The following is an 18077-nucleotide window of genomic DNA, read 5'->3' as shown; positions in this document are numbered from 1 at the left end:
TTTCTTTCCAAAAAATTTATTGTATAAATAGGATAATGCGATTCCTAAAGCAAAAAAAACGAGTATTTGTTGCATAATGTTTGTATTAAAAATAAATGCCGCCACCTAAAGCGACAAAATTATAAGTTGGTGTTGCAATTTTTAAATGCTCTAACCCAAGGGCAAAAAAGTAATTTTTTCTATGAAATTTACATTGTAATTCATAAGCATTCACCGGAAATCCATTGATGCGACTCCATTTGGCAGAACCCATAAAACTAATGCGATTTCCCATAAAATATTCAGCGTTTAAACCGTAGGCAAATCCAGCTTTTCTGACTTCATTTCCCACATAGGTGGCACCCAAATTCCAACCAAAGTTAAATTTTTCCAATCGAATTCGATCATAATTTAAGTTAAATTGAAACAAAGAAAGACGATTATTAGTATTGTCAATTCTATTAAATTCATACAATTGATGAAAATCGGTTTGTATATAAAAATATTGAAACGGACGAATTTTGGCTTTAAAATGGTTTCCAAACAAGGTGTTGTCTTTGTATACGAAGCTATTTTCTATGTCCAATCGGGCTTTGTTTTTGGAAACAAGAAGGGTATCAGCATTTTCAAAATTCCCAGACTTGCCATTATAAAAAGGATAGGGTGTTAGATAGCTGTATAAATGATCTTCGTTTCGATAATCGCCAATCACGCCGTATTTAAAAATACCAAACGTAGCATAGATAAAAACATCGGCAATGGCTCTACCTAAAATATTATCTCCAGAAGAAGATCTTGATTTTGAAGAACCCGAAGTGCTAGAACTAGACGAACTAGTTTGATTTTTTTTAGCAGAACCCGAATTGAGTTCATTTTTAGATTTGTCTAATTTGTTTTGCCCAAAAGTGATGAAACTAAAAAATATAAAAAGAAGTAGTGCTTTTTTTCTCATAAAATGAATTTCGATGTAGTTATCAAAAACTGAACCAAATTATTTTAGAAATTGATACGCTAAAAGTGCTGTGAGATAGGCAAATCCACTCATAAATACCAGTTGAATGACTGGCCATTTCCACGAATTGGTTTCTTTCTTCACTATGGCTAAAGTACTTACGCATTGCATCGCAAAAGCATAAAAAAGCAGTAACGAAATTCCAGTTGCTAGGTTGAAAACTGGTTTGCCGTCTTCACGAATTTCGTATTTCATTTGTTCTTTGATGGTGCTTTCTTCGTCGCTGTTGTTGCCAACACTATAAATTGTAGCAAGTGTTCCCACAAATACTTCTCTAGCGGCAAACGAACTCACAACAGCAATCCCAATTTTCCAATCGTAGCCCAAAGGTCGGATGGCAGGTTCAATGGATTTTCCGATAATTCCGATATACGAATGTTCCAATTTATATTCGGCAACACGATTTGGAATCACCGATGGATTTATTGCTATAGCACTAGAATATACTTCATGTTCAATGATTGTTTGTGCATTTTTAAAATCTTTTCCTGGTCCGTGTGAACCCAAAAACCATAAGATAATGGATATCGCTAAAATGATTTTACCAGCACCAAACACAAACGATTTGGTTTTTTCTAAGATGTTAATGGCTACATTTTTGAAAAGCGGAATTTTATAACTCGGCATTTCCACTACAAAATAGGATTTGGAGCTAATCTTTAAAATTTTATTTAAAACAAAAGCAGAAAAAATAGCCATTCCAAAACCTAAAAGGTACAACACCATCAAGGTCATTCCTTGCAAACTAATGAATCCTAAAACTCTTTTTTCGGGTATGATTAAGGCAATTAAAATAGCATAAACGGGCAATCGGGCCGAACACGTGATGAAAGGTGTGACCAAAATCGTAATCAATCGTTCTTTCCAATTTTCAATATTTCGAGCACCCATAATGGCCGGAATGGCACAAGCTGTTCCCGAAATTAATGGCACAATACTTTTGCCTGAAAGTCCGAACCGTCTCATAATTTTGTCCATCAAAAAAACCACACGACTCATATAGCCGCTTTCTTCTAAAACAGAGATAAATAGAAATAAAAACGCAATTTGCGGAATGAAAATCAATATACCACCAATACCGGGAATAATTCCTTCACTGATTAAATTGGTAAATTCGCCTGCTGGCAAATGGGTTTTTACATACGTTGCCAAATTGGCAAATGTGCTGTCGATAAAGTCCATTGGAATGCTGCTCCAATCAAAAATAGACTGAAATATGGCAAATAAAACCACAAAGAAAATAAGGTAGCCAAAGATTTTATGTGTCAGTACTCGATCCAATTTTGCTCGAACATCTGAAGCTTTGGATTGATCAATTTTTTGACCGATTTTTAAAGTATCATTAATAAATTGATAACGTTTGATGGTTTCTTTTTGCTGCAATCGTTTTAAATCGGCATGCGATTTGGTAAACGAACTTTTCATTTCATTTCGTTCCAAATTCAAGAAATTCACATCTTGCGTGATGACTAACCAAAGTTTGTAAACCAATTGATTTGGAAACGCTTTGCGAAGTTTATCGAAATATTCGGGATCAATAGATGAAGCATTCAAACAAGGTTCGGTAGAAAGCGATTCATAATGCAGAATCAATTCTTTTATTTTCTCAATTCCGATATTTTTTCTAGAACTAACCAAAGCAATTTTGGTTTTCAGTTGATTTTCTAAAAAAGGAATGTCCAGTTCGATGCCTTTCAATTGCATTCGGTCGCTCATGTTGATGACCAAAATGGTTGGAATTTCTAAGTCTTTAATTTGGGTGAAAAGCAGTAAATTTCGTTTCAAATTTTCCACTTCAGACACCACGACCACTACATCAGGAAAGTTTTCGTCTTTCTTGTTCATCAACAATTCAATCACCACATTTTCGTCAATAGAACTGGCATTTAAGCTATAGGTTCCGGGTAAGTCAATGATGGTTGCTTTGGTGTCTTCAGATAATTTGCAGGTTCCGATTTTCTTTTCAACAGTAATTCCAGGATAATTTCCAACTTGTTGGTGTAATCCCGTAAGATGATTAAAAACCGAAGTTTTTCCTGTGTTCGGATTGCCAATTAAGGCTACTTTGATGAGTTCTTTTGCCATTAATTTTGATTTTCAATGACAACAATTATTTCCTTTGCGGTTTCTAAACGAATGGCAACATGCGAATCATTTACATTATAATATAAAGGACAACCTAAAGGAGCAATTTGAATTAATTCAATAGTATTGCCTGGCAAACAACCCATTTCGAGTAGTTTTAACGGAATTTCTTCGATATTGAAATCGGAAATCGTTCCTTTTTGGCCAATTTTAAGATCAGCAATTGTAGTTTGCACGGCTTTATTTAGATTGAATTAAAATACAAAAGTACACATTTGTTGCGTAAAATTCATGATAATTGTCAAGTTTAAGATAATATTTAAACTTGTTTACAATTGTTTTTTGATGAGAAGGCGTTGTTATTTTTCTTCTTCACAAAGAAAATTAATGTCTTCTAAAAGTTGTTTTACATTTTTAATCCCAGCTTCGGTCGGACCATCAAGATTGGTGCCGTCATAAAATCCGCGAACACGTCTTTTAGAATCTACCAATACAAAATTCTCAGTATGAACCATATCATACAGTTCCGAAGGATTTCCTGTTTTTACCGCCAAATAGGATTTTCTGGCGATGTAATAAATGTCTTTTTTATTGCCAGTAACCAAGTTCCATTTGCTATCAATCACACCTTTTTCCAATGCATATTTTTTTAAAACTGGAACACTGTCAATATCGGGTGTTACCGAATGAGACAACAACATTACTTTCGGATTATTCTTAATTTGATTTTGCAACCAAGTCATATTGTTAGTCATTTTCGGACAAATAGATTGGCAGGTAGTGAAGAAAAAATCGGCTACATAAATTTTTCCTGCATAGTCTTTTTGGGTAATTTTTTTTCCGTTTTGGTTGGTAAAAGCAAAATCGGCTATGGTATGATCTGCTGCAATATATTGCACGGTAGAATCAACCAATTCTGGATTAACATCACTCGGATTGTATATGGGTAAGGTTTTTTTGGGTTTTAAAACAGTATAAAAAGCAGTAACAGTAACAATCGAAAAAATCACAAAAAAACTAATGAAAATCTTGTATTGTTTTAGTTTGGAAACCATCTTTTTTTTGCAAAGTTACAAAACAACTTTCGGAATCCGTAATCTCAAAACACCAATCAAAAACGCATTATGGCTTTTTTAACATTTTGTAACACAAAAATTAATAGATTTGTGGAAACAATCAAGAAATAATATGAAACTTCAAACTACAATTAAGTTGGGTTTCTTGGCAGCAAGTCTTTTTGCTTTAAACCAAGGTAATGCACAACAAAAAACCGGGTTGAACTTAGATTTAATGGATAAATCGGTGAGACCAAACGATGATTTTTTCAAATTTGTTAACGGTACATGGTTAAAAAACACACCTATTCCTGCCGATAAAACACGTTGGGGAAGTTTTGACGAATTGCGTCAGAATACCGATAAAGATGCTTTGGCAATTCTAAAAGAAGCCGCTAAAGACCCTAAGTACAAGTCGGCTACCGACCAAGGAAAAGCCATCAATATGTACAAAGCCGCTATGGATACTGTGGCTCGCAACAAACAAGGAATTGCACCTTTAAAACCGTATTTGGCCAAAATTAATGCCGTGAAAAACATTAACGATTTGCAAAAATTAATGATGAATGAGGAAGCTGTTGGTGGTGGTGTTGGTTTCTTTGGTTTCGGTATTGGAGCTGACGAAAAAAACAGTAACCGTAATGTAGTGAGTTTAGGACCAGGTTCTTTAGGATTGCCAGATAGAGATTATTACGTTTCTGACGATAAAGATTCTAAAGAAAAACGCGAAAAATATGTACTTCACGTAGCTAAAATGCTTCAGTTCTTGGGTGAAAAACCAGAACAAGCTAAAGCAGATGCAGATAAAATTTTAGCTTTAGAAATTCAGATGTCGAGACCAAGATTGGATCGTGTAGAACGTAGAGATAGTAAAAAACAATACAACCCAACAGCAGTTTCCGATTTGAAAAAAATGGTGCCCATTATCGATTGGAATACCTATTTAAAAGGAATTGGCATTGCAAAAGTTGATACCGTTATTGTATCGCAACCACGATACATGGCAGCTTTGCAAACTGTTTTTACAGAAAATAAAGTTGACGACTGGAAAGCCTACATGCGTTGGATGTTGTTAAGAGGTGCTTCAGGTCAATTATCTACCGATATTGAAACGGCAAATTGGGAGTTTTATGGAAAAACATTAACAGGTGCGTTAAAACAAAGACCACGTCACGAAAAAGCACTTCAAGTAGTGAATGGTACTGTTGGTGAAGCTTTAGGAAAATTATATGTTGAGAAAATGTTTCCAGCAGAAGCGAAAACCAAAGCATTCAACATGATTAAAAACATCATTCGTGCTTATGAAACTAGAATCAATAATTTAACTTGGATGTCGGCTGAAACGAAGTTGAAAGCGATTGAAAAATTAAATAAATTGACCATCAAAATTGGATATCCAGACAAATGGGAAGATTATTCTGCATTAACAATTAAAAGCCCAGCAGAAGGTGGAAGCTATTTTGATAATTTGAAAAATGTATCGAAATGGCAATGGAAAAAAGATCTAGACAAATTGAGTAAACCAGTTGACAAAACCGAATGGGGAATGTCGCCACAAACGGTTAACGCCTACTACAATCCATCGTATAACGAAATTGTATTTCCAGCAGCTATTTTACAACCGCCATTCTACGATTATAGAGCGGATGAAGCCGTAAATTATGGTGGAATTGGAGCCGTTATTGGCCACGAAATCTCTCACGGATTTGATGATCAAGGCGCCAGTTATAATGCAGATGGAAACTTAATTGATTGGTGGACGGCTGACGATTTGGCTAAATTTACAGCACTTGGTGGTGCTTTGGCTGATCAGTATTCGGCTTTAGAACCGCTACCAGGAATTCACGTTGACGGTAAATTTACTTTAGGTGAAAACATTGGAGATTTAGGCGGAATCAATGCGGCTTACGACGGATTACAATTGTATTTGAAAGAAAATGGCAACCCAGGATTGATTGATGGTTATACACCAGAACAACGTTTGTTCATTTCTTGGGCTACTATTTGGAGAGGAAAAATTCGTGATGAAGCTTTGAAAAATCAAGTGAAGACCGATCCACATTCACCAGCACAATACCGTGCGTATGTACCGTTAATCAACTTAGATACTTTTGTGAAAGCATTTGATATTAAAGAAGGAGACGGAATGTATGTGGCTCCAGATAAGCGAGTAAAAATCTGGTAATCAGAAAATATAGATTAAAAAATCCCAAGTTATGCTTGGGATTTTTTTATGCTTTTTAACAACCCAATACAACTCACTATAACCCAAGCGCCTTCCAAAATAATAAAAGGCACAAAGTGAATCAATATTGAAGCAAAACACGCAATTCCAGCCCCAACAATATTGATGGTAAAATATACGGTTCCATCTTTTTTTATGAAGGAAAACATATTTAAAAAATAGGCAAGAAGGATGAGACCAACGCCAATCGTTCCTATTAAATCATTAAAATTCATTATAAGGTATTTTTGAAAGTATATTCTAAAAGTGTTGCTACTTTGTTACTCAAAATTAGTTTACCAACAGAAGGGTTATTTTCTTCAAATTCGGGTAAAGGTAATCCAAATTCTAAAGCTTTTTTAGTATAGTACTCTTTTCGGGTAGGATGTGAAGGCGCAACTGCATTGAAAATTTCACCCCAACAATCGAGTTCGATGACTTTTTCAATAATGCCAATGCAATCGTCTTGATGAATCATGTTGATGGGTGCGTAAGGATTTTCAACATTATTTTTACCAGCTAAAAATCGTATCGGATGTCGGTCATTACCAATTAATCCTCCAAAACGAATAACAGTTGTTTTAAATTGGGGATTATTCTGTAAAAGATGTTCTACTTCTAACAATTGGTAGCCACTTTCTGTATTAGGTTTAGGAAGTGAATCTTCTGTAATAGTGCTGTTATTATCAGGATACACCGAAGTCGAACTTACAAAAAGTACTTTTTTAATCGATGCTTTTTCAATATATGGAATTAATGTTTGAATTTTCCCAACAAAGTTTTCAGAGGAATTACCACGTAATTTTGGTGGTATATCAACGATTACTATTTCAGAGTTTTCAAGAAAAAGTTCGATTTCACCTTCCATTTTAGTTTCAGACATGGTAATCTGAAAAGGAACAATTCCTTCTTTTTCCAAAATAGAAATCTTCTCTAACGAAGTGGTTGAACCCTTAACCAAAAACCCTTTTTCCAACAACGAATTTGCTAAAGGTAATCCCAACCAGCCACAACCCAATATACTAATTTGATGCATTATCGTAGGGTGTCTTTAACAACAGTTAAACTGTCTTTGGTTGTACTATTTCTTCTCCATCGGATTGGATTTTCTGTATTTATTTTACGACTTGCTTTTATTTTTTCTTTTACAATTACAGCATCAGTCAATACAAAAGGCGTCGGAATCATCCAGTCGCGACGTTTGGCCATACTGAATAAGGGATTGCTCATTAAATCGAACGAACTTTCAACCAAATTTAGATCCAATTTTTGATTAGAATGGATAGAAAATTCTAACGTCAACGGAATGTTATTTACCACATAATAACTCAAAATCTTGTTGCTGTTTTTAGTAATAATATTGCTTTTCAACTCGATAGCTTGCATGCCATTGGCTTTCAAATGCTGTATTTTAGCATCAGAAAAAACATCATAACGATTCACTTTTCGATTGGGTGTAATCACAATTTTCAAAAAACGTTGGTTGCCCACGGTTGAATCTTTGACAAATTCAATGGTTGGTTTGGCTATTTTTTTCAAAGGAGCCTCAGCCATAAATGTGAACTCTGAGCCGTATTTACTGTATAATTTATTGGTGTTTAACGGTTTTCCGTCTTTTGGATGTTCGCCCAAATATCCTTTTGTCCATTCGTCCAAATTGGTGTCGTAAGTCGCCCAATTCGCTTTGTTGGTATCGCCATTTAAAATATATACTAAGCTATTCGGTTTGGCTTTGCCATAAATGTAACCCGACGATTGGTGGGCTTTTACAAAAAATCCAAAGGCTAGTAAAAAGAAAGCTGTAGCCCAAAGTTTTTTTTGTGTAAACGAACCAAAAATGGGCAATAACAAAGTAAAGGTTAGCACACTTAAAATAGCACTTCCAACCAAAATTTTCAATCCTAAACCAACAGGAAACATCTGAATAAAGGGTGCAATAATTAATAAAGATGGTACTGCTAAAATGATATTTAAAACTGCATTCGATTTTTGTGTAAACACATAATACACCAACATCAGTGTGCTGGATAGTACCGGAATGATTAAAAATCCGGCACCTTTAAGTTGGAAGAAAACACCAACATTAATAAGCAACCAAAGCACTAACGGAGCAATCATTTGGCTCATTTCCGAATTTCGCTTTGATTCTTTTCGATATATGAAGAAACAAATCGCCAAAGTCAGACACACAAATCCATAAATGTAATCGTGGCCATTATAGGTAAATCCTTGTAAAATATCGTTGTATTGTGGATAGAATCCTAATAATAATTTCCACAAAACATAAGTTACAGCACCCGAAATGATTAATGCACCAAAAAGTGGTCCGAAGCCTCTAATAATTTCATCCATGCGCAGCAATTGCTTTCCTAAACCAATAAATACAAATGAAAACAACAGTATAAATGCTAAAATGAGCATTGGTAAAATCCATGAAAAGGGATAATGCACAAAGGCAAACGGAATACTGAAATACACTTGGTCATCATTTGAATTCAAGTTTGTTAAATCAGCATTCGAAAAATATTTCAACAATGGAAATAAATAGGAACCTTGATGTGCCAAAGTTGTCGGATCCAAATGATTGTAGGTATCTTGCATCGTATGATAGTTGAAATGACTATCAATAAAAGCAAAATTAAACCCTTGAATTTTGCCACTTTCTCTAAAAACCGTCAAGTCAGTATCATTGGGCAACATTTTGTAAATGCTATACATCAACGAATTGGATACCGGATATTGTGCCTTTCCTGTAGAAAAAGCATCTACCATTTTGGCATTTCCATCGTTGGTTTCCATCAACATATAACTTGGTCCTGACGAACCACGAGCTTCAAAGTTTAACGCCAAACCAACTTCTTTTGCCCATTGGTGCTGGGTTACAAAAAGTGCAGCGCCGTTTAATCCCAATTCTTCTGCATCTGAAAACAGAATGATAATGTCGTTTTTATGTTTCGTTTTGGTATGCAAAAAAGCACGCACACTTTCCAAAATGGTAGCTACACCACTCGCATCATCACTGGCACCATAAGAAAACGAATGTGGCGCCGAATCATAATGCGAAAGCAACAATAAAGCTTTGGTGTTCGCCGAACCTTTGATGCGTGCCAAGATGTTTTTAGAGTACACTAAAGTGCCTTTTTCGGTCATCGTAAACCCTTCTTGTAGCGAAGTTTCTAAACCCAGATTGCGCAATTCTTTTACCAAATAATTGGCTACCACATCATGATTTTGCGAACCTACGTAATGCGGTTTTAGGGTCATTGCTTTTACTTTTTCTAACGCACGTTTAGTAGAAAATTCAGAAAGTGGTGCTTCTGTAGTGTCGTAACGTTGCGGCATCATTATAAAGAAGACTCCAAAAACAAGGGCTACTAGCACCAATATAGTATATAAAGAAGTATAATTTTTTTTCATGTATGCTATTTTAATCTATCTACTTTGTACTTCATATTTCGTACGTTTAATCTAGTATTCTTTTTTAACCAACATATACAAATCGTTTTCCAACAAACGATACCCTTGATCGTATACAAAATGATAGGTATTGCCAGTGGATGTGCTCAATATATTGGTAAAAAATCCAAAATCAAAGCCTTTACTCAATAATTTCGATTTAGTAGCCTTCGATTTTCCATCGGAGTTTAACTCCGACAAAATACGGTAATTTTTACGCAATTTGTTGTTTACATTGCGCATATAATTGTTGCTGTCTTTGTTTATTTTATTATTGTAGGCATTGCGACAACCATCGCTGCAGAACTTTTTGTCCTCACGACCTACGATTTTTTCACCACATTCTAAACAGTTTTTACTCATCTTTTTATTTTTGAAGCCAATGGCTCGGGCTTTATCGGGAATCCTTATTCCTGCTTTTCGTTGTATCCCGAAGCTTCGGGATGCCACTGCTAATGAAATTCATCGAACTCCAATTAAAATCATTGAAGTAGTGAGATAATCAGGGCTAGATAGGATTTGTCTTTTCCTTTTGTTTAAAATTGCTATGAATTTCAATCTTAAATTTATATCACAATTCTTTTAAAATCAATCAAATATACTAAAATTTTTCCGTTTACAAACGTTTACAAACAATTACAACCGAAATTAAACGCTTATCAACCGAATAAAGTTTGCAGGTCGCCACAACTTTGCCTCGTCGAAAAATAACAACGACATATTCATTAACAAAAACATTTTATTAATTATTTAAATTTTAACGCCATGAGAAACAAAGTGCAATTAATCGGACACGTAGGACAAGATCCAGAAATCAAAACTCTTGAAGGAGGAAAAAAATTAGCCAACATCACCATCGCTACCAATGATGTGTATTACAAAGAAAATGGAGATAAAGTAGAAAACACCGAATGGCATAAGGTTATCGCTTGGGGAAAAACGGCCGAAATAGTAGAAAAGTACGTTACCAAAGGTAAAGAAATTGCGATTGAAGGAAAACTAACACACCGTAGCTACGAAGATAAGGAAGGCATTAAACGCTATGTTACCGAAGTAGTCGCTAATGAGTTAGTACTTATTGGTAAATAAATTTTAGTATTTAAAGCGGAGAAGGCAAGACATTTTTGTTTTGCCTTTTTTGTTTATAAGTAGAATTATTTCGACTGAAAACAAGAAGTTTTTAACACGAAAACGTTTTCGGAAGATACTAAATTAGCAACTGTCAATTTATTTAATACCTTTAGTAAACAATCCATAAAAAATTAACTTTTAGCTGATGAATAACCTCAAACAAATACTTTTACTAATGGTGTTTGGCTGCTTTTTTCAAAGCGGGTTTTCACAAGTTGGAATTAATACCACTGCACCTTTAAGTACTCTCGATATCAATGGAAATTTATCCGTTAAAGTGGTAAATTTATCTGGAAACGGATCTGGCACAGGCGGTGCAGCCGTGTTAATTTCAGATGGTGTTTACATTTCTATAAATCCAGGTGCAACGGATGATAAATTTCAGTTGCCCAATCCGGTAAGCTTTCCAGGTAGGACTTACGTAATAAGAAATATTAACAATACTACTACAGCACAATTGACAACGGCTTCAGGCTTATTATTTCCAAAAAATTCAACGGTTGGAAGTGCAAGTATTTATATGTATGAAGGTAATTTGAGAACGGTTACGGTGTATAGTGATGGCGCAAATTGGACGTATATTAATTAATCGTTCATCACTTTTTGAAGTTCGTTCACAAATTCACCTACATGGTATCCGTCCATTAATCCGTGGTGTACATGAACCGACATTGCCATCGTTTTTTTACCATTTTCATCCATCATTTTACCAAACGAAATTTTAGGACAACTGTCTGGAAAAGTAAAACTTCTTGCATGTGAAAACGAACTAAAGTTAACCCAAGGTAAAGCAGAAAAATGAATTATATTCTCAGGAAATAATCGTGTAAAAAGACCTTCTGTATTTTGTATACGCTCAATTTCTAAGGCTACAATTTCAGCAAATTCATGAATGTTTTCTGCATAATTCATAAAAGAAAAACCAAAAGTCTTATCGTCACGAAGTATGGTGGGAGAAGCATCAATTTGATCAAAAACATACACTTCGTCATTAATTATTCGATACCTAAAAGGTTCAATTTTGTTTACGGCGCTTAATGTTTTGTGTAAGTAGTACGTAAAAAAAGAAATGCCAAATTCTTTTGCTTTTTCATAAGCAATAGTGCAGTCAATTGTGGTTGTAATACCAAAAAAAGGCTCTTCCATTTGTTTAAAAAACAGAAAGTGTTCTTTTCTATTCCAAGTATCGAGGTTAAGTTTTTGTTTCATTTTTTATAGCCACAAATTGCACGAATTAGCACAAATTTCAAAGTGTTAAATTTCGCGAAAAAAGATTATTTTAATAAAATAGGTAAAACGTCGGTAATTTTTTCCAACGTTCTAAAGTTTGGATGTTCCACTTTATGACTCACTTTTTCGTGTTCCCAAGTAGTGTGAAACGGAATGTGAACGGCATGACCTCCGATTTCTAAAACAGGCAACACATCTGATTTTAATGAGTTTCCAATCATAAAAAATTCATCAGCATTGATTTCCAGACGCTTTAGCAATTTTTCATAATTTACTTCTTGTTTGTCTGCCATCACTTCAATATGATGAAAATAATGTCCCAAACCAGAGTCGTGAAGTTTTCGTTGTTGGTCTTTCAAATCGCCTTTAGTAGCTACAATAAGTTTGTATTTTCCGTGAAGTTGTGCCAATGTTTCTTCAACACCATCTAGTAATTCGATGGGTTTTTGCAACAATTCTTTTCCGTATTCCAATATCTTTTCAATAATTTCGATTGAAATAGTATTGTTGGAAATCTTCATAGCGGCTTCAATCATCGAGAGAATGTAGCCTTTAATTCCGTAGCCATACAAGTCTAAATTCTGAATTTCTACTCGAAATAATTCTTGCGATAATCCTTGTTGCGACAAATAATCGCTCATCAAGGCACAAAATTTATGCTCTGTTTCTTGAAAATAAGGTTCGTTTACAAAGAGTGTATCGTCTGCGTCGAAAGCAATTACTTTAAGATTCATGTTTTTAATTTTTTAATGCATATTCATCAACCAATTGCATCAACTCACTTTTTCTTTTATCATCCAACAACGAATAGTGAAAGGAGTTTTTAGCCAAAGTCACCAAATCGTCTTTAGATAACTCTAAGGCTTCTTGAATGGCTGTAAAATTCTGATTCAAATAGCCACCAAAATAGGCTGGATCATCGGAATTTACAGTTGCTTTAATGCCTTTGTTTAACATGGTTTTTAACGGATGATCTTTCAAATCAGTAACCACTTTCAATTCTAAGTTGGATAACGGACAAACCGTTAATGCCATATCTCTTTTGATGATTTCGTCAACTAATTTGTCATCAGTTAAGCAATTATTTCCATGGTCGATGCGAACGATTTTCAATCCATCTATGGCTTCCCAAACGTATTCGGCCGGACCTTCTTCGCCAGCATGTGCCAACAACACATAACCTTCTTTGGCTGAGGCTTCAAAAACTTTGTAGAATTTGGAGGGTGGATTTCCATTTTCAGACGAATCCAATCCCACGGCTTTTATCAAATGTTTGTAGGGTAACGATTGGTTTAACGTTTCAAAAGCGTCATCTTCAGATAAATGACGCAAATAACTCATGATTAATAATGACGAAATACCCCATTTTTGTTGCGCTTCATCACGTGCTTTTTGAATTCCGTTGATAACCGTTTCAAAGGCAACACCGCGATGGGTATGCGTTTGCGGATCAAACATGATTTCGGTGTGAAGGATATTTTCTTCGTGGCATTTGGTTAAATACGCCATCGTCAATTCGTAGAAATCTTGCTCGTTAATCAGCACACTTGCTCCGGCATAATAAATATTCAAGAAATCCTGCAAACATGAAAATTTGTAGGCTTCCTTAACTTCTTCTATCGTTTTATACGGAATTTCGATTTGATTGCGTTGCGCCAAAGCAAACATCAATTCGGGCTCAAACGAACCTTCAATGTGTAAATGCAATTCGGCTTTGGGTAATTGGGATATGAAGTTTTTCATGGTTTTTTAAATTTTTTATACATCAAATAAACGAAGGACACTAATGAAGTTAGGGCACAATAACTGAAGAAATCAATGATTGAAGTTAACCTAGCACTTTCGTCTATTAAATGAAAACAGTAATCGGCAGAAACATTTTTAGCCATTATGGCTTTAAATTCTACTTGGTCTTTATACAATGCTGAAAAATTATAAATTTCCAACAACGAAAACAAGAATAGAATCAAACAGACTACTATGACAATATAGCTTTTCATTAACTTATCAAAGCCCCATTCTCAACACCATCCGCATCTGGATTTACGAAAACCAATTTGCCTTCAGCGTTATTCGTCATCAAAATCATGCCTTGACTTTCTACGCCACGTAAGGCTCTGGGTGCTAAATTCACCAAAACCGTAACGCGTTTGCTTATTACTTCTTCGGGTGAAAAATGCTCGGCAATTCCCGAAACGATGGTACGAACATCAATTCCAGTATCGACTTTTAATACTAAAAGTTTGTTGGCTTTAGGCATTTTTTCTGCCTCTAAAATCGTTCCAACACGTAAATCTAATTTCGAAAAATCTTCAAATGTTGCCGTTTCTTTTTGTGGTTCAATCACTTTATTTTCAGCTTTATTGGCCACTTTGGTAGCTTCTAGTTTATCAATCTGTTTTTGTATTTCGGCGTCTTCTATTTGAGCAAATAAGATTTCGGCTTGACCAATTTGATGGTTTGCAGGAAGTAAATCGGTTCGTTGTGCAATATCATTCCAACCCAAATTCAAGTCAGTTTTTAAAATACCCGACAATTTGCATGCGGTAAACGGCAAAAAGGGCTCCGATAAAACACGCAGAGCCGCAGCAATTTGCAAGGCAACATACATTTGGGTTTTTACGCGTTCTGGATTTTCTTTGACCATTTTCCACGGCTCTTCATCTGCTAAATATTTGTTTCCTAAACGAGCCACATTCATCAATTCGCCTTGTGCTTCTCTGAATCGGTATCTTTCGATTGAACTCGAAATCACCGCCGGATAGGCTTTTAATTCGGCTAAAGTTTGTTCATCAACTTCAGTAAATTCATTCGGAGTCGGAACAATTCCTTCGTAATATTTATTGGTCAACACCACTACACGATTAATGAAATTGCCGAAAATTGCCGCCAATTCGTTATTATTTCTCGCCTGAAAATCCTTCCAAGTAAAGTCGTTGTCTTTCGTTTCTGGTGCATTAGACGTTAACGCATAGCGCAACGAATCTTGTTTGTCTGGAAAATCTTCTAAGTATTCGTGCAACCAAACCGCCCAATTTTTAGAAGTTGAAAGTTTATTTCCTTCCAAATTCAAGAATTCATTGGCCGGAACATTATCGGGTAAAATATACGTGCCTTCGGCTTTCAACATCGCCGGGAAAATAATGCAATGGAACACAATGTTATCTTTTCCGATAAAATGAACCAATTTCGTATCGGCATCTTTCCAATACGGTTCCCAATCTTTTCCCTCACGAGCCGCCCATTCTTTGGTTGACGAAATATACCCAATTGGCGCATCAAACCATACATACAATTTCTTTCCTTCGGCACCTTCTACTGGAACGTCTATTCCCCAATCCAAATCACGCGTTACAGCACGAGGCTTTAATCCGTCGTCTAACCACGATTTTACTTGTCCCAAAACATTCGTTTTCCAATCTTTAGCATGACCCACCAAAATCCATTCTTTCAAGAAATCATCGTATCGATCTAAAGGTAAAAACCAGTGTTTTGTCGATTTTAAAATCGGAGTTTCACCAGTTATAGTCGATTTCGGATTGATTAAATCGGTAGCATTCAAGGTCGAACCACATTTTTCACATTGGTCGCCATACGCTTCTTCATTCCCACATTTTGGACACGTTCCCATCACAAATCGATCGGCTAAAAACTGATCCGCTTTGGCGTCATACAATTGTTCGGTTACTTCTTCAATAAAATCGCCATTGTCGTATAATTTTCTAAAAAACTCCGAAGCCGTATCGTGATGAATTTTCGATGAAGTTCGCGAGTAATTATCAAACGAAATTCCGAAATCAACAAACGATTTTCGAATAATTCCGTCGTATTTGTCAATCACTTGTTGCGGCGTAATGCCTTCTTTTTTGGCTTTCATCGAAATGGCAACACCGTGTTCATCGCTTCCGCAAATGAACGCCACATCTTTTCCTTGCAAACGCAAATAACGCGCATAAATATCGGAAGGCACATAAACTCCTGCCAAATGCCCAATATGAATGGGTCCGTTGGTATAAGGCAATGCTGCCGTAATGGTATATCTCTTTGGATTTTCTAACATTGTAATTCGGTATATATACTGCAAAAATAAGCAATAGTTTTTTATTTGTAGCTATTTACTTTGTCAGTTCGCTCTTTTGGAGCTCGTGTCCAGCTATCCGTTCCAATCTTTTATTCCACAGGCTCCATAAAAGGATTTCCACTACTATCTGGGCTAGGTAAAACTTCACCATTGAAAATTCGTTAGTCGTTGTTCAAGCTTTAAAAGTAAATTTCGAACGATGAACATGAAATTTTGAAGTAAATAAATTAGGGAATCAATACAGTATCTTAGAAATCCATTCCAAAAGTTTTAAATTTCTCAAATGTGCCCCAAAATATTTCTAATAAACAGAACTTTTATACATTTGCTATTCAGACCAAAAATAAATGAAGAAATCTATTTTCTATATTCTATTCTCATTATTCTTTTCCCAACTTTATGCTCAAAAAAAGATGATTATACCACCGTACTTAAAAAAAGGCGACACCATTGCGATTGTGGCCACTGCACGTAAAAATATTGACGATAATTTAAAACCTGCTATTTCTTGGTTGAAAAATTGGGGATTGGAAGTAGTAATAGGTAAAACCATAGGGTTAGACAATAACCAATTGGCCGGAACTGATGAAGAACGAGCTGCCGATTTTCAAACTATGATGGACAATCCCAATATCAAAGCTATTTGGTGTGTAAGAGGCGGCTACGGAACCGTGCGTATGATTGATTTACTTGACTGGACAAAATTTAAACAAAACCCCAAATGGATTATAGGTTTTAGTGACGTTACGGTGTTGCACAGCCATTTGAACAATCTCGGATTTGCTTCCATTCATGGCATCATGCCCGTGAGTGCTAAAGCGACCGAAGAAGCCAAAGAAAGTTTACGCAAAGCCTTGTTTGGTGAACCGTTGCAATATACCGTTCCGTGTGATCAAATGAACCGATACGGCACTGCCAAAGGCGAATTGGTAGGCGGAAACTTATCTATTTTATTCAGTTTGTTGGGGTCCCCATCGGCGGTGAATTGTGAGGATAAAATTCTGTTTATAGAAGATTTAGACGAATACTTGTACCACATCGATCGTATGATGATGAACTTAAAACGCAACGGTTGTTTAGAAAGTTTGAAAGGCATTATTGTGGGCGGCATGACCAAAATGCACGACAATGAGATTCCATGGGGTAAAAACGCCTTAGAGATTATTGATGATGTGACTAAGAAGTACAACATTCCGATAATCTATAATTTTCCGGCAGGTCACATGGCCGATAATCACGCGCTGATTTTTGGAAAACAAGTTACATTAGAAGCCAACGATTTGGAAAGTAAAGTAGTTTTTGAATAGCTAGTTAGATGTTTTGGATTTTTTTGAGAAATCTAACAATCCAACAGTCTAACAATCCAACAATCTAAAAAATGGCCGAACACAATGAATTAGGAAAACTCGGAGAGGAATTAGCGGTAGCATTTTTGCAACATAACGGCTATGCTATTTTGGAAACCAATTGGACGTTTCAAAAAGCCGAAATTGACATCATTGCTCAAAAAGATACTATTCTTGCTGTTGTGGAAGTCAAAACGCGTTCGTCGGTAGATATGGGTTTGCCACAAGATTTTGTAAAACCAAAAAAAATCCAACTGTTGGTGAAGGCCGTAAATGAATATGTAGTTTCCAACGAATTGGATGTTACGGTTCGATTTGATATCATAGCTATTCATAAAAAAGGAACTGATTTTGAGTTGGAACACCTCGAAGAAGCCTTTTATTATTTTTAAGAATACCAGTTTATAAAACACAATAAATACCTCTGCTTTTTATAAATGTATTTGATTTTTAGTAACTTTACCCCACAATTTTTATA

The 18077-nt window shown here is 35.5% G+C and carries 17 protein-coding genes; 5 read left to right on the top strand and 12 right to left on the bottom strand.

The window, feature by feature from the left end; genetic code table 11:
• Positions 1-85: 85 nt before the first annotated feature.
• The 4 genes from ACODSI_RS07535 to ACODSI_RS07520 all read right to left on the bottom strand — a co-directional run bounded on the left by ACODSI_RS07535 (position 86) and on the right by ACODSI_RS07520 (position 4131).
• The gene (locus ACODSI_RS07535) at positions 86-931 is read right to left on the bottom strand and encodes a hypothetical protein (RefSeq protein WP_488916225.1); all 846 of its coding nucleotides are present in this window, start codon (positions 929-931) and stop codon (positions 86-88) included.
• A gap of 39 nt (positions 932-970) precedes the next feature.
• Positions 971-3076 carry a ferrous iron transport protein B gene (gene feoB, locus ACODSI_RS07530; RefSeq protein WP_488916224.1) on the bottom strand — a complete coding sequence of 702 codons (2106 nt, stop codon included), beginning with the start codon at positions 3074-3076 and terminating at the stop codon, positions 971-973.
• Positions 3076-3312 (bottom strand): FeoA family protein, encoded by a 237-nt coding sequence (locus ACODSI_RS07525; protein WP_488916223.1) that lies wholly within the window; start codon positions 3310-3312, stop codon positions 3076-3078. The genes feoB and ACODSI_RS07525 overlap by 1 nt, the downstream gene beginning before the upstream one ends.
• A 123-nt stretch (positions 3313-3435) precedes the next feature.
• On the bottom strand, positions 3436-4131 hold the full coding sequence (locus ACODSI_RS07520) for an SCO family protein (protein ID WP_488916222.1): 696 nt from the start codon (positions 4129-4131) through the stop codon (positions 3436-3438).
• 133 nt (positions 4132-4264) lie between these two features.
• On the opposite strand from ACODSI_RS07520, the gene ACODSI_RS07515 reads away from it, so the two are divergent.
• On the top strand, positions 4265-6316 hold the full coding sequence (locus tag ACODSI_RS07515) for a M13 family metallopeptidase (RefSeq protein ID WP_488916221.1): 2052 nt from the start codon (positions 4265-4267) through the stop codon (positions 6314-6316).
• Between the two features lie 29 nt (positions 6317-6345).
• Here ACODSI_RS07515 and ACODSI_RS07510 read toward each other — a convergent pair whose 3' ends face one another.
• Genes ACODSI_RS07510 through ACODSI_RS07495 form a run of 4 tightly spaced genes read right to left on the bottom strand, consistent with a single transcriptional unit; the run spans position 6346 to position 10174 of the window.
• Complete coding sequence (locus tag ACODSI_RS07510; RefSeq protein WP_488916220.1) at positions 6346-6591, bottom strand: CBU_0592 family membrane protein; 246 nt, start codon at positions 6589-6591, stop codon at positions 6346-6348.
• The gene (locus ACODSI_RS07505; RefSeq protein ID WP_488916219.1) at positions 6591-7391 is read right to left on the bottom strand and encodes an SDR family oxidoreductase; all 801 of its coding nucleotides are present in this window, start codon (positions 7389-7391) and stop codon (positions 6591-6593) included. The genes ACODSI_RS07510 and ACODSI_RS07505 overlap by 1 nt, the downstream gene beginning before the upstream one ends.
• Entirely contained in the window at positions 7391-9772 is a 2382-nt protein-coding gene (locus ACODSI_RS07500) for a M28 family peptidase (RefSeq protein ID WP_488916218.1), read from the bottom strand. Before ACODSI_RS07500 ends, ACODSI_RS07505 begins: the two co-directional genes overlap by 1 nt.
• Before the next feature lie 51 nt (positions 9773-9823).
• Positions 9824-10174, bottom strand: coding sequence for a hypothetical protein (locus ACODSI_RS07495; protein WP_488916217.1), 351 nt, complete (start codon positions 10172-10174; stop codon positions 9824-9826).
• A 402-nt stretch (positions 10175-10576) separates the two neighbouring features.
• Here ACODSI_RS07495 and ACODSI_RS07490 point away from each other — a divergent pair, with 402 nt between their 5' ends.
• Both ACODSI_RS07490 and ACODSI_RS07485 read left to right on the top strand, forming a co-directional pair.
• The gene (locus tag ACODSI_RS07490; protein ID WP_488916216.1) at positions 10577-10900 is read left to right on the top strand and encodes a single-stranded DNA-binding protein; all 324 of its coding nucleotides are present in this window, start codon (positions 10577-10579) and stop codon (positions 10898-10900) included.
• 187 nt (positions 10901-11087) lie between these two features.
• Entirely contained in the window at positions 11088-11531 is a 444-nt protein-coding gene (locus ACODSI_RS07485) for a hypothetical protein (protein WP_488916215.1), read from the top strand.
• Here the strand turns inward: ACODSI_RS07485 and ACODSI_RS07480 are convergent.
• From ACODSI_RS07480 to metG, 4 genes are all read right to left on the bottom strand, one after another.
• Positions 11528-12151: a CatA-like O-acetyltransferase gene (locus tag ACODSI_RS07480; protein WP_488916214.1), complete on the bottom strand. Its 624-nt coding sequence runs from the start codon at positions 12149-12151 to the stop codon at positions 11528-11530. The genes ACODSI_RS07485 and ACODSI_RS07480 overlap by 4 nt on opposite strands.
• A 65-nt stretch (positions 12152-12216) precedes the next feature.
• Positions 12217-12906: an HAD family hydrolase gene (locus ACODSI_RS07475; RefSeq protein ID WP_488916213.1), complete on the bottom strand. Its 690-nt coding sequence runs from the start codon at positions 12904-12906 to the stop codon at positions 12217-12219.
• Positions 12907-12910: 4 nt separating this feature from the next.
• Positions 12911-13915 (bottom strand): adenosine deaminase, encoded by a 1005-nt coding sequence (locus ACODSI_RS07470; protein ID WP_488916212.1) that lies wholly within the window; start codon positions 13913-13915, stop codon positions 12911-12913.
• A gap of 256 nt (positions 13916-14171) precedes the next feature.
• A complete protein-coding gene (gene metG / locus ACODSI_RS07465) occupies positions 14172-16232 on the bottom strand; it encodes a methionine--tRNA ligase (protein WP_488916211.1) in 2061 nt (686 codons plus the stop codon).
• 434 nt (positions 16233-16666) lie between these two features.
• Here metG and ACODSI_RS07460 point away from each other — a divergent pair, with 434 nt between their 5' ends.
• Together ACODSI_RS07460 and ACODSI_RS07455 are read left to right on the top strand one after the other, a co-directional pair.
• On the top strand, positions 16667-17560 hold the full coding sequence (locus ACODSI_RS07460) for a S66 peptidase family protein (RefSeq protein WP_488916331.1): 894 nt from the start codon (positions 16667-16669) through the stop codon (positions 17558-17560).
• A 71-nt stretch (positions 17561-17631) separates the two neighbouring features.
• Positions 17632-17991: a YraN family protein gene (locus ACODSI_RS07455; protein ID WP_488916210.1), complete on the top strand. Its 360-nt coding sequence runs from the start codon at positions 17632-17634 to the stop codon at positions 17989-17991.
• Positions 17992-18077: the final 86 nt, after the last annotated feature.

The organism is Flavobacterium sp. FG139, assembly GCF_057809695.1.
This window is presented reverse-complemented; position numbering and strand designations above follow the sequence as displayed.